At 65.0% G+C, this 13,183-nt stretch carries 9 protein-coding genes; 6 read left to right on the top strand and 3 right to left on the bottom strand.

All coding sequences use genetic code 11. From position 1 onward, the window contains the following. Positions 1-305: 305 nt before the first annotated feature. Together prfA and hemA are read right to left on the bottom strand one after the other, a co-directional pair. Positions 306-1,382, bottom strand: coding sequence for a peptide chain release factor 1 (gene prfA, locus NK214_RS13905; protein WP_107801379.1), 1,077 nt, complete (start codon positions 1,380-1,382; stop codon positions 306-308). Then, positions 1,382-2,635, bottom strand: coding sequence for a glutamyl-tRNA reductase (gene hemA, locus NK214_RS13900; RefSeq protein ID WP_107801378.1), 1,254 nt, complete (start codon positions 2,633-2,635; stop codon positions 1,382-1,384). The genes prfA and hemA overlap by 1 nt, the downstream gene beginning before the upstream one ends. Positions 2,636-2,853: 218 nt before the next feature. Here hemA and pdxH point away from each other — a divergent pair, with 218 nt between their 5' ends. The 3 genes from pdxH (at position 2,854) to NK214_RS13885 (ending at position 6,916) form a co-directional block, all read left to right on the top strand. Then, positions 2,854-3,495, top strand: coding sequence for a pyridoxamine 5'-phosphate oxidase (pdxH, locus tag NK214_RS13895; protein ID WP_107801377.1), 642 nt, complete (start codon positions 2,854-2,856; stop codon positions 3,493-3,495). Positions 3,496-4,076: 581 nt separating this feature from the next. Then, a complete protein-coding gene (locus tag NK214_RS13890) occupies positions 4,077-5,567 on the top strand; it encodes a M4 family metallopeptidase (RefSeq protein ID WP_107801376.1) in 1,491 nt (496 codons plus the stop codon). Between the two features lie 95 nt (positions 5,568-5,662). Next, entirely contained in the window at positions 5,663-6,916 is a 1,254-nt protein-coding gene (locus NK214_RS13885; RefSeq protein ID WP_107801375.1) for a M28 family metallopeptidase, read from the top strand. A gap of 226 nt (positions 6,917-7,142) precedes the next feature. Here the strand turns inward: NK214_RS13885 and NK214_RS13880 are convergent, their stop codons facing one another. Continuing rightward, positions 7,143-7,610, bottom strand: a complete 468-nt coding sequence (locus NK214_RS13880) for a GNAT family N-acetyltransferase (protein ID WP_253314776.1) — start codon at positions 7,608-7,610, stop codon at positions 7,143-7,145. 167 nt (positions 7,611-7,777) lie between these two features. Between NK214_RS13880 and parC the strand changes: the two genes are divergently transcribed. The 3 genes from parC to NK214_RS13865 are packed head-to-tail and all read left to right on the top strand — an operon-like array spanning position 7,778 to position 13,021. Then, positions 7,778-10,147: a DNA topoisomerase IV subunit A gene (gene parC / locus NK214_RS13875; protein ID WP_253314803.1), complete on the top strand. Its 2,370-nt coding sequence runs from the start codon at positions 7,778-7,780 to the stop codon at positions 10,145-10,147. Next, positions 10,144-11,697, top strand: coding sequence for a PAS domain-containing sensor histidine kinase (locus NK214_RS13870; RefSeq protein WP_107801372.1), 1,554 nt, complete (start codon positions 10,144-10,146; stop codon positions 11,695-11,697). The genes parC and NK214_RS13870 overlap by 4 nt, the downstream gene beginning before the upstream one ends. Beyond that, on the top strand, positions 11,690-13,021 hold the full coding sequence (locus NK214_RS13865; protein WP_253314775.1) for a sigma-54 dependent transcriptional regulator: 1,332 nt from the start codon (positions 11,690-11,692) through the stop codon (positions 13,019-13,021). The genes NK214_RS13870 and NK214_RS13865 overlap by 8 nt, the downstream gene beginning before the upstream one ends. Positions 13,022-13,183: the final 162 nt, after the last annotated feature.

Below are 13,183 nucleotides of genomic sequence, written 5' to 3'. Positions count from 1 at the left end.
CTTGCAACGGAGAATTTTCCACCGCTTATCGCGTGTCGCCGAAACTGCGGCGGCGTCGCCAGATTAACTGCCAATCCACGTTGGGCATTGCCGGGTTCAGACAGGGCCCGGCTTTTTTTTGCCCGCGCTCCGGCGAGCGGACAAGAAAAAAGGCCACGCGAGTGGCCCAAAGTTCGGAGAATAAGCCCAGGCGGCGCGAACGTCGCTTGGGCGCGGGCGGCGAACCGCCCGTTCTTGAGTTTGCGAGTGTAGCGCGTTGCGCCGACAGCGGCAACGCAATAATCCTGGCTAGTACCGCCCGGCTTTCACTCGCCCAATTCCGCCAGCAGTTCCGCCTGCTGCTCGGCGATCAAGGCGCCGGTCAGTTCGCTCAGATCGCCGTCCATCACGTAATCCAGCTTGTACAGCGTCAGATTGATCCTGTGGTCGGTGATGCGGCCCTGCGGGAAGTTATAGGTGCGGATGCGCTCGGAACGGTCGCCGGAGCCGATCAGGCTCTTGCGCTCGGCCGCTTCCTTCTGCTGCTGTTCTCGGCGCTGGATGTCCATGATGCGCGCCGCCAGCACTTGCATGGCGCTGGCCTTGTTGGCGTGCTGGGAACGGCCGTCCTGACACTCCGCCACAATCCCCGTCGGAATATGGGTGATGCGCACCGCGGAATCCGTCTTGTTGATGTGCTGGCCGCCGGCGCCGCTGGCCCTGAAGGTGTCGATGCGCAGATCAGACGGGTTCAGCACCACGTCGGCCAGTTCGTCGGCCTCGGCCATCACCGCCACGGTGCAGGCCGAGGTGTGGATGCGGCCCTGGGTCTCGGTCACCGGCACCCGCTGCACGCGGTGGCCGCCGGATTCGAACTTGAGCCGGGAATAGGCGCCGAAGCCGATCAGGCGCACGATGACTTCTTTATAACCACCCAGGTCGGATTCGCTGGCGGAGACGATCTCCGCCTGCCAGCGATTGCGTTCGGCGTAGCGGGTATACATGCGCAGGAGGTCGCCGGCGAACAGCGCGGCCTCGTCGCCGCCGGTGCCGGCGCGGATTTCCAGGAAGATGTTTTTCTCGTCGTTGGGGTCCTTGGGCAGCAGCAACTTCTGCAACTCCAGCTCCAAGACCGCCAGCTTATCCTTGCCCTCGGCGATTTCCGCCTGGGCGAACTCCTTCATTTCCGGGTCCGACAACATGTCTTCCGCCGCGGCGATGTCGCTTTCGCACTGGCGATAGCCTTGGTAGGTTTCCACCACCGGGCTGAGTTCGGCGTGCTCGCGGGTGAGCTTGCGGAACGCATCCATATTTTGAGTGGCCGCCTCGCTGGCCAGGAGGTGGGTCACCTCTTCCAGACGATCGGCCAGTTGCGCCAGTTTGGCCGCAATTGACGCTTTCATTACGACTCCGGGTGTAAACGATAAAGACGCGCCACGGCTTCCACCTGCGCGTCGTGCTCCGCGCCGCGCCCGGACGACAAGGCCCGGGTGGGGGGATGCATCAATTTATTGGTCAGTTGCACCGACAGGGTTTCCAGCACCCGCTCCGGCGCTTCGCCGCGCGCCAGCTGCTTGAGCGCGGCGTCCAGCGCGGCGCGGCGCAGCCGGTCCGCATCGTCGCGCAGCGCGCGGATCAAGGGCACGGTTTCGCGCTTCTTCAGCCAGTCGCTGAACTCGCAAACCCGGGCCTGGATGATGGTTTCGGCTTCCGCGGCCGCGCTCTGACGCGCTTCCTTGCCCACTTCCACCACGCTGGCGATGTCGTCCACGCTGTACAGGAACACATCGGCCAGCTTGCCCACTTCCACTTCGATGTCGCGCGGCACCGCCAGGTCCAGCATGAAGATGGGGCGGTGACGGCGCGCCTTGATCGCGCGCTCCACCATGCCCTTGCCTATGATGGGCAGCTGGCTGGCGGTGGAAGTGACCAACACATCGTAGCGCGGCAGGATGTCCGGCAGCTCGGCGAGGGTGACGGCGTTGCCGCCGAACTGCTCCGCCAGCCGCTGGCCGCGCTCCAGCGTGCGGTTGGCCACGGTGATACAGGAGGGATTGCGCGCGGCGAAGTGAGTGGCCACCAGCTCTATCATTTCCCCGGCGCCGACGAACAGAATGTTCAGTTCGCCAATGGTGGGGAAGATCTGCTCGGCCAGCTTGACCGCCGCCGCCGACATCGACACCGAACTGGCGCCCACCGCGGTGTTGGAACGCACCTCCTTGGCCACGGCGAAGGTGCGCTGGAACAGGCCGTTGAGCAGGGTGCCCATGGTGCCGGCGTGTTCGGCGCTGCGCACCGCGTCCTTCAGCTGGCCCAGGATCTGGGTTTCACCCAGCACCATGGAGTCCAGGCCGGAGGCGACGCGAAAAGCGTGGCGCGCGGCGTTGGCCTCGTCCAGTTGATACAGATAGGGCTGCATTTCCGCCAGCGCCAGGCCGTGATATTGCGCCAGCCAGCTGAGCGCCGCCTGCGGATCGCCGCCGGTGCAATAGATTTCGGTGCGATTACAGGTAGAGACGATGGCCGCCTCGCGCGCCGCATGCGAGCTGACCAGGCTGTCCAGCGCCTTGGGCAACACCTCCGCAGGAAAAGCCAGCTTTTCCCGGATGGAGAGCGGTGCGGTATGGTGGTTCAAACCAAGGGCGAACAGATGCATGGGCGGATAAGCCGCGGAAAGAAATGGGGTATTTTAGCCTAACTTGAACCGCAAGTCCTGCGCCGCGGCGGCAAGCCGCGCCGGCCCGTCGCCGGCGCCTTATACGACATAGCAGAATCCGGCGCCGCGCGCGTCCCAAATAACGCGTTCTTCTTGCGCAAACCCCTATATGGGCCAAGCGAAGCTGGCATAAGATAAGCCCCATCAAGGAGGACGAAATGTCGCTGAACCTCGCAGACATCCGCAAGGATTTTTCCAAGAAAGAATTGTCGCCGGAGGAGTGCCTGCCGGACCCGCTGGCCCAGCTGGAGAGCTGGCTGGACCAGGCCATCGCCGCGCAGATGCCGGAACCCACGGCGATGAACCTGGCCACGGCCGGCGCGGACGGACGCCCCACATCGCGCATCGTGTTGCTCAAGGGCGTGGAAGACGGCCAGCTGCTGTTCTACACCAATTATCTGAGCCGCAAGGGCCGCCAGCTGAGCGACAACCCCTATGTGGCGCTGACCTTCTTCTGGCCGGAGCTGGAACGGCAGATCCGCATCGAGGGCCGCGCCGCCCAGGTGGCGCCGGAAATATCCGACGCCTATTTCGCCAGCCGGCCCTACACCAGCCGCGTAGGCGCCTGGGCCAGCGAGCAGAGCAGCGAGATCGGCTCCAAGGGCGTGCTGGTGTCGCGCGCGGCGATGTTCGGGGTCAAACACCCGCTGAACGTGCCGCGGCCGCCGCATTGGGGCGGCTACGCGGTGACGCCGGACCGGCTGGAATTCTGGCAGGGCCGACCCAGCCGGCTGCATGACCGGGTGCAGTACGCCTTGCGGGAAGACGGCGGCTGGAAGATCGCGCGGCTGGCGCCGTGAGCCGGTCTCCAGTGAGGACAACTCATTGAAATAATGAGTTTTACGCATATTCAAAAAACTGCAACCATCTCAAATTAGACAGTTTGTCCGCTTTTATAGCGATTTGGATGTTGCCGCATCACAACAAGCCGCATCGGGATGATGCGGCTTTTCATTTTCTTGATGTTTCCCTCTCTTCTCCTTGTCTACCAAGGATTCGACGCCCCGCTTTGATTTCGGTCATGCCCGCCGCCGGCCATGCCCAGGCAACTGGCACTTAGAACAGATGCATATCAAGTCGGAAAAACCAATACATAATTTATGCATTTGGCAAGTGGTCGTCAGAACAAACCAAGCCAACGTCCTCTGGTTTCAGCAATTCCTTTCCCATGCTCAGAGCGACGTCCCATGTCGGGAATGCATAAGGGACGCGGCGAAAACCTCCCCGCCCGATGGCGGCAGCCATCTTGAGGGAACGGTTTCCAAGCGTCCGAAAGGGCAGGCGCAAGCCTGTCTGGCGCCGGCGGCCTTTATGCAAGACCCGCCGGCTTGACGCGGGGCATTACCGTGTCCTGCTGATCTACATTGGAGAAAAAGTCGTGATGAAAACCCAAACTGCGATGGTTCGCGTACTGGTGCTGTCCGCTCTCGCCCTGGCTTACGGTTCCGCCCACGCCGCCGAGCGCGTCAACCTGGAAGCGCTGGCCAAATCCAGCAAACTCGTCGACGGCGCCAGCGTGTTCAGCGCCGCCGGCATCAACCAGGGCGAACTGAAAGCGCAGCGCAGCGCCCAGTTCCCCAACGGCAAAGTCGTCACCCGCTACCAGCAGTTCTATCAGGGCGTGCCGGTGTGGGGCGAGGCCGTGGTGGAGGAAAAACAGTTCGCCAAAGGCTCGTCCACCGCCGCAGCCAGCAAGCTGTCCGGCTACTATGTGCGCGGCATCGGCTCCGACCTGGCTTCGGTCAAGCCGGCGCTCAGCGCCTCCCAGGTGCTGGCCAGCGCCAAGGCGCTGAAGGCCAACGGCTACGAAACCCGCAATGAGAAGACGGAACTGGTGGTCCGTCTGGACAACAACACCGCCCAGCTGGTTTACCTGGTGTCCTTCCTGGTGGAAGGCGGTAAGGAGCCCAGCCGCCCGCACCTCATCATCGACGCCAACAGCGGCCAGGTGCTGAAGCAGTGGGAAGGCCTGAACCACGCCGAAGCCAACGGTCCCGGCGGCAACGCCAAGACCGGCAAATACCTGTACGGCACCAACTACGGCCCGCTGATCGTCACCAGCGATTGCAAGATGGACAGCGGCAACGTGGCCACCATCAACCTGAACGGCGGCACCAGCGGCACCACCCCGTACAAGTTCGCTTGCCCCACCAACACCTACAAGCAGATCAACGGCGCCTACTCGCCGCTGAACGACGCCCACTACTTCGGCAACGTGGTGTTCAATCTGTACAAGGACTGGTTCAACCTGCGTCCGATCAACCAGAAGCTGCTGATGAAGGTGCATTACAGCCGCAACTATGAAAACGCGTTCTGGGACGGCAGCGCGATGACCTTCGGCGACGGCGCCACCCGCTTCTATCCGCTGGTGTCGCTGGACGTGTCCGCTCACGAAGTCAGCCACGGCTTCACCGAGCAGAACTCCGGCCTGGTCTACAGCGGCCAGTCCGGCGGCATCAACGAAGCGTTCTCCGACATGGCCGGCGAAGCCGCCGAGTACTACATGAAGGGCAAGAACGACTTCCTGGTAGGCGCGGAAATCTTCAAGCAGACCGGCGCGCTGCGCTACTTCGCCGATCCGACCAAGGACGGCCGCTCCATCGGCCACGCCAAGGACTACACCAGCGGCCTGGACGTGCACTACTCCAGCGGCGTGTACAACAAGGCCTTCTACCTGATCGCCACCAGCGCCGGCTGGAACACCCGCAAGGCCTTTGAAGTATTCGTGGACGCCAACCGCCTGTACTGGACCTCCAACGCCACTTACAACAGCGCCGCTTGCGGCGTTGAAAAAGCGGCCGAAGCGCGCGGCTACAGCAAGGCCGACGTGACCAAGGCCTTCACCGCCGTGGGCGTGGCTTGCGGCAGCTGATGACCGCCTGACGGCGCGGCCATGACGGCCCGCGCCGTTTCTCCCATCCGCCGGCCATGGCCCGTCCATGGCCGGCATCGCTCAGGAATTCCGGAATGCTCACTCTCAAACCGAGTCTCGTCGCGCTCTTGGCCGCCACCAGCCTGGCCGGCGCCGCCCAGGCCGCCCCGGTGTGGATTTCCATCGGCGACGACGCCTACCAGCTATTGCAACAGGTCAGCCCGAAAAGCCGCAGTCAGGAAAGCCGCCAGCTGGCGGTGAGCGCGCTGCCGGCCGGCGTGTCCGCCAAGGGCGTGGCCACCGAGAAGGTCCACCTGGTGCAAGTGGACGACAGCGTGCTGCCGCAATTGTCGGACGCCATCCACCACAGCCTGCGCCATTGCGGCGGCTTCATCGTGCACAAGGATCTGCAGGACGCGCGCACCGCGCTGAAAGCCCCGGTGGCCAGCGCGCTGCTGCCCAGCTACCAGATCAACGACCAGGCCGCCGTCAACAAGCTGTTGCCGCAGCTGCAGGACAGCAACATCCTCGGCACCATCCAGTCCCTGTCCAACTACCAGAACCGCTTCTACACTACCAGCCACGGCGTCAACGCCTCCAACTGGATCGCCAGCCAATGGCGGCAGCTGGCCGCCGGCCGCGGCGACGTGAGCGTGGAGCAGTTCGCCCACAGCGCCTGGCCGCAGAAATCGGTGATCCTCACCATCAAGGGCAAGGACAACGCCGCCGAAACCCTGGTGCTGGGCGGGCATCTGGACTCCACCGTGGGCAACGGCACCGGCGAAACCAGCCGCGCGCCGGGCGCCGACGACGACGCCTCCGGCATCGCCAGCCTGACCGAGGTGATCCGCGTGCTGATGGCCAACAACTACCAGCCGCGCCGCACCATCAAGTTCATGGCCTACGCGGCGGAAGAAGTGGGCCTGCGCGGCTCCTCCGACATCGCCAACCGCTACAAGCAGCAGAAGGTCAACGTGGTGGGCGCCTTGCAGCTGGACATGACCAACTACCAGGGCAGCGCGGAGGACATCTTCCTGTTCACCGACTACACCAACGCGTCGCAGAACACCTTCCTCGCCAACCTGGCCAAGGTCTATCTGCCCAATCTGAAAGTGGGCTATAGCTCGTGCGGCTACGCGTGCTCGGACCACGCCTCCTGGCACAAGAACGGCTACCCGGCGTCCTTCCCGTTCGAGTCCGCCTTCAACCAGTCCAACCCCAATATCCACACCGTGCGCGACACCCTCGCCAGCGCCGGAAACCAGGCTCGCCACGCGCTGAAGTTCTCGCAACTGGCGCTGGCCTACGCGGTGGAATTGGGCAGCGACGGCCCGGCGGTCAAGCGCTGAGCCCAACGCCCCGTCCAATGCGCCCACCCTCTTGCGGGGTGGGTTTTTCATTGTGGGCCATGCCGCGAGCGCTCAGAACGTGTTTACGATCTCGCGAGCTAAGGCGAGACAAGGCGAAAACGGTTGAAGAAGCGGAATGCACAGGGGGTACATGAGCATTCTGAAAGCGTTTTCAACGCCCTTGTCTAACTATTCCGCCGACGCGCAGCAGATCGTAAACAGGTTCTCAGACGCCGGCCTCGCGCCGCATGTCCACATGCGGAATGCCGCCGTCGTCGTAAGCCGCGGACACCACGCAGAAGCCGAAACTTTCGTACAAGGCCTGAGCGTCGGTCTGCGCCGACAACATGACGGCCGCCTGCGGGAAATGCGCGCGGCACTGCGCCACCGCCTGCGCCAGCAGCGCCTTGCCCAGGCCCTGGCCGCGCGCCTCCGGCGCCACCACCACCCGGCCTATCGCCGCCGCATCCGGGTATTTCTCCCCCGGCGCGATCAGGCGCGCGTAAGCCAGCAGCCGGCCGCCGTCGTCGTGGCCGGACAGGTGCAGACAGTGCAGGTCCACGCCGTCCACGTCGCCGTAAATCGACTGCTGCTCCACCACGAACACCCGGTCGCGCAACTGCAAGGCCCGATACAGCGCCAGCGGCGTAAAACCATCGAAACGGTGGCAGTGCCACGCAACTCGGTTTGCCATAGTAGAATTCCCCTGAACTGATTCATTATCATCGGCCGGCTTAGCGGCGCGCCCGGGCCAAGCTTACGACAAGGCGTGTTTGCCAGCTATAACCGTGAGGACAGGCTTTGCCGTGGCGCAAACGCCGGCCGATGAACGCTAACCGATTCAACTCCTGCCTTGCCCATATGAACGATACCGATCTGTTTGCCGAGATTACGCCGGACGGCGCCGCCGCCCTGACCCCGCCGCCGCCCACTCCGCCCGCGGCAGACGCCGACGACGGCGAGTGGATTCCGCTGGACCTTTACGCCGAGCGCGCCTACCTGGAATACGCGATGAGCGTGGTCAAGGGCCGCGCGCTGCCGGAAGTGGCCGACGGCCAGAAACCCGTGCAGCGCCGCATCCTGTACGCGATGCGCGACATGGGCCTGGCCCACGGCGCCAAGCCGGTGAAATCCGCGCGCGTGGTCGGCGAGATCCTGGGTAAATACCATCCTCACGGCGACAGCTCCGCCTACGAGGCGCTGGTGCGCATGGCGCAGGACTTCACGCTGCGCTACCCCTTGATCGACGGCCAGGGCAACTTCGGCAGCCGCGACGGCGACGGCGCGGCGGCGATGCGTTACACCGAGGCGCGGCTGACGCCGATCGCCGATCTGCTGCTGTCGGAAATCGACATGGGCACCGTGGACTTCGTACCCAATTACGACGGCGCCTTCGAAGAGCCGCGCTTGCTGCCGGCGCGCCTGCCCATGGTGCTGCTCAACGGCGCCTCCGGCATCGCCGTGGGTCTCGCCACCGAAATCCCGCCGCACAATCTGACCGAAGTGGCCCAAGCCTGCGTCGCGCTGCTGGACGATCCGGAACTGGACACCGCGGCGCTGATGCAATACGTGCCCGGCCCGGACTTCCCCGGCGGCGGCCAGATCATCACCCCGGCCGAAGACATCCTCGCCGCCTATGAGAGCGGCCGCGGCAGCGTGCGCGTGCGCGCCAAGTGGGAAGTGGAAAAACTGGCGCGCGGCCAGTGGCGCGTGATCGTGTCCGAACTGCCGCCCGGCTCCAGCGCGCAGAAAGTGCTGGCGGAGATCGAAGAAGCCACCAATCCCAAGGTCAAGACCGGCAAGAAGGCGCTGACCCAGGACCAGCAAAACCTGAAGAGCCTGATGTTGTCGCTGCTGGACCGCGTGCGCGACGAATCCGACAGCGAGTGCCCGGTGCGCCTGGTGTTCGAACCCAAATCCAGCCGCCAGGACCCGGACGAGTTCATCAACACCTTGCTGGCGCAGACCAGCCTAGAAGGCAACGCCTCGATGAACCTGGTGATGATAGGCCTGGACGGCCGGCCGGGTCAGAAAGGTCTCAAGCCCATCCTCAGCGAATGGCTGGACTTCCGCCGCACCACCGTCACCCGCCGCCTGCAGCACCGGCTGGCCCAAGTGGAAAAGCGCATCCACATCCTGGAAGGGCGGATGATCGCCTTCATCCACATCGATGAAGTGATACGCGTGATCCGCGAATCCGACGAGCCCAAGCCGGACCTGATCAAGGCCTTCGGCCTGACCGAGATCCAGGCCGAGGACATCCTGGAAATCCGCCTGCGCCAACTGGCGCGGCTGGAAGGCTTCAAGCTGGAGAAAGAGCTGTCCGACCTGCGCGAGGAGCGCGAAGGCCTGCGCCACGTGCTGGACACCCCGGACGCGCTGCGCACCATGATGCGCGAGGAAATCCAGGCCGACGCCGCCAAATACGGCGACAAGCGCCGCAGCGAGATCAAGACCGCCGAGCGCGCGGTGCTGACCCAGACCATAGCCGACGAGCCGGTCACCATCATCCTGTCGCAAAAGGGCTGGATCCGCGCCCGCGTCGGCCACAACGTCGACCTCGCCGCGCTGGCCTTCAAGGACGGCGACGCGCTGCACACCGTGGTGGAAACCCGCACCGTGTGGTCGGTGATCGTGCTGGACTCCAAGGGCCGCGCCTACACCGTGGATCCGGCCGACGTGCCCACCGGCCGCGGCGACGGCGTGCCGGTGGCCTCGCTGGTGGACCTGCAGGACGGCGCCAAGCCGGCGCAGATGCTGTCCGGCAAGGACGAGACCCGCTTCGTCGTCGCCGGTTCCGGCGGTTACGGCTTCATCGCCAAGCTGGGCGACATGGCCGGCCGGGTCAAGGCCGGCAAGGCCTTCCTGACGCTGAACCCGGAAGAAAGCGTGCTGACCCCAGCGCCGCTGCCGGCGGCCGGCATAGTCGAAGCCACCCAGTTGGTGGCCGCCGCCGACAACGGCCGGCTGCTGGCCTTCCCGGCCGCCGAGCTCAAGGAGCTGGCCAAGGGCCGCGGCCTGATGCTGATGGCGCTGGACAACGGCGAAGCCCTCACCGCCGTCGGCCTCGTCAACGGCGACAAGGCGCTGCTGTCCACGCTGTCGGTGCGCGGCAAGGCCTCCGATGAAAAACTGGCGCTGGCGGAGTTCGCCGGCAAGCGCGGCAAGAAGGGCAAGCTGATGCCCAAGAAATGGAGCGTCGGCGCCATCAGCGAGCTGCCGACGACATGAACCGGGACCGCCCGCCCACGCCGTTGACCCCGCGCAGCGGGCTGGTCTTCATCAACAGCTTCCGGGCGGCGCTGCTGCTGGTGCTGCTGGCGATGTCGCTGTTCGCCAACCGCGAAGGCGAATCGCTGGTGGCCGGCGGCAAGGCCTTCTATCTGTGGAGCGGCGTCTACGCCGCGCTGATCGGCGCCTGGTTCCTGCTGCGCAACGGCCGGCTGGCCCACACCCTGCAACTGACCCTGGCCATCGCCGCCGACATCGCGATGATCGTGCTGCTGATGGGCATCAACGACGGCGTGCGCAGCGGCTACGGCATCCTGCTCCTGCCCTATCTGGCGGTGGCCGGCCTGCTGTCCTCCGGCCGCTACGCGCTGTTCTACGCCTCCATCGCCACGCTGATCCTGCTGTCCTTCGTCGGCGTCGAGCAATACCTGGGCATAGGCCGCGGTTCCGACTTCTACTACTCCGCGCTGCTGGCCACCGCCGGCTTCATCACCTCCATCGTCACCTGGAAGCTGGGCCGGGTGGCGCGCGACTCCGAGGCCTTGGCCACCCGCCGCGGCGGCGAAATCGCCAACCTCAACCGCCTGAACGAACTGGTGCTGCAAAGCCAGCGCGACGCGGTGGTGGTGCTGGACCCGTCCGGCCTGCTGCGCCAGTTCAACAACCAGGCGGCGCGCTACTTCGGCGCCATGCGCCGCGGCCACGTCGTCCCGGAACTGCTGCCGCTGGTGGAGCGCTGGCGGCACAACGGCTGCCCGCCCAATCCCAGCTTCATAGACCGCAATATCCGCGGCCGCCAATTGGTGGGCCGCATGGTGCCGGTGCTGATGGGCGACGACCACGCGCTCTTGCTGTTCATGCGCGATATGGCCGACATGGCGGAAGAGGGCAAACGCGTGAAGCTGGCGGCGCTGGGACGGCTCACCGCCAATATCGCCCATGAAATCCGCAACCCGCTGTCGGCGATCAACCACGCGGCGGATCTGCTGGCCGAAGACGAAACCGATCCCGCGCGCCAGCGGCTGATCCGCATCGTGCAAGGCAATAGCAAGCGCATCAACCACATGGTGCAGGAAGTGCTGGCCTTGAACCGCCGCGACCGGATCAAGCCCGAGCCCATCCGGCTGCAGCCTTTTCTGGACGAACTGCTGGACCACTTCGGCGTGGTGGAGGCCGCCGCCGCCGGCGCGATCTGCTGCGTCTACCAGGCGCAGGCCGCCGCGGTCCAGTTCGACCGCGGTCATTTCGGCCAGATTCTCAACAATCTGCTGGCCAACGCCTGGCGCTACTCCAGCAAACAGCCGGGCGCGGTGCGCATCGAAGTGGGCGAAGTGGAAAACCACCTGACCATCAAGGTCATGGACGATGGGCCGGGCATGAGCGAAGATGCCCAGGCCCGCTTGTTCGAACCCTTTTTCACCACGGAAAGCGCCGGCACCGGACTGGGCCTGTACATTGCGCGCGAGCTGGCGGAAGCCAACGACGCGCGGCTGGACTACTGCCCGCCCGGCGGCGTGTTCCGTCTGATCTGTCACAAGGCTTATGGCTAAATCCTCCCTGCGCGTGCTGGTGATCGACGATGAACCGGACATCCGCGAACTGCTGGAACTGACCCTGATCAAGATGGGGCTGGACGTGGCCACCGCCGCCAGCGTCGGCGCCGCCAAACTCAGCCTGAACAGCCAGCCCTTCGACCTGGCGCTGACCGATATGCGCCTGCCGGACGGCGAGGGCATCGAGGTGGTGCGCCATATCGCCGAGCAGGGGCTGGACGTGCCCATCGCGGTGATCACCGCCTACGGCAACACCGACAACGCGGTGCTGGCGATGAAGGCCGGCGCCTTCGACTACCTGCAAAAACCGGTCAGCCTGGCGCAATTGCGCAGCCTGGTGAAGTCCGTGCTGCGCGTGGACAACGGCAAGCCCGGCGCCGCGGTGCGGCTGGACGGCGAATCCCCGGCGATCCAGGAAGCCTTGCGCCTGGTCGGCAAGCTGGCGCGCAGCCAGGCCGCGGTCTACCTCAGCGGCGAGTCCGGCACCGGCAAGGAACAGGCGGCGCGGATGATACACGAGCACAGCGCGCGCGCCGAACGGCCGTTCATTCCGGTCAACTGCGGCGCCATCCCGGAAACGCTGATGGAAAGCGAATTCTTCGGCTACCGCAAAGGCGCGTTCACCGGCGCCGACAACGACCGCGACGGCTTCTTTCAGCAAGCCAACGGCGGCACGCTGTTTCTGGACGAAGTGGCCGATCTGCCGCTGGCGATGCAGGTCAAGCTGCTGCGCGCGATTCAGGAAAAGAAAGTGCGCCGCCTCGGCAACGCCCAGGAAGAAGCGGTGGACGTGCGCATCATCTGCGCCACCCACAAAGACCTGGCGGCGCGGGTGGACGCCGGCAGCTTCCGCCAGGACCTGTATTACCGGCTGAACGTGCTGCCGCTGCGCATGCCGCCGCTGCGCGAACTGCGCGAGGATCTGCCGCGCTACATCGCCGGCCTGCTGGAACGCTTTTCCCCCGATGAAAAACCGCGGCTGGCGCCGGCGGCGCTCAAGGCCTTGCTGGAATACAATTACCCGGGCAATTTCCGCGAACTGGAAAACATCCTGGAGCGCGCGGTGGCGCTGGCCAACGACGCCCACATCGAATTGCCGGACCTGCAACTGCTGCCTGGCGATCACGGCGGCCACGGCGACGGCGAAGCGCCGACATGCGCCGACGGCGAAGCGCTGCAGGACTTTCTGGACCGGGTGGAGCGCGAGGCCATACTCAAGGCGCTGGAAAGCACCCGCTTCAACCGCACCCAGGCCGCCAAGCAGCTGGGCGTGACCTTCCGCTCCATGCGTTATCGGATGGAAAGGCTGGGCATCAAATAAGAAGGGTTTTCAACACGGCATCGCCGACGCGCAGCAGGCTCTGCGCTAAGCACGCTGTGGATAAGCACGGCATTGCGCCAAATCCTGTGGATAAGCCATATTCTCGCTTTTTGCCGGCCCCTTGCCGGAAAGCCGGGAAGCCCGGCCGCGCAATCGCTACAA

The organism is Chromobacterium sp. S0633 (assembly GCF_024158805.1).
Classification (GTDB): domain Bacteria; phylum Pseudomonadota; class Gammaproteobacteria; order Burkholderiales; family Chromobacteriaceae; genus Chromobacterium.
This window is presented reverse-complemented; position numbering and strand designations above follow the sequence as displayed.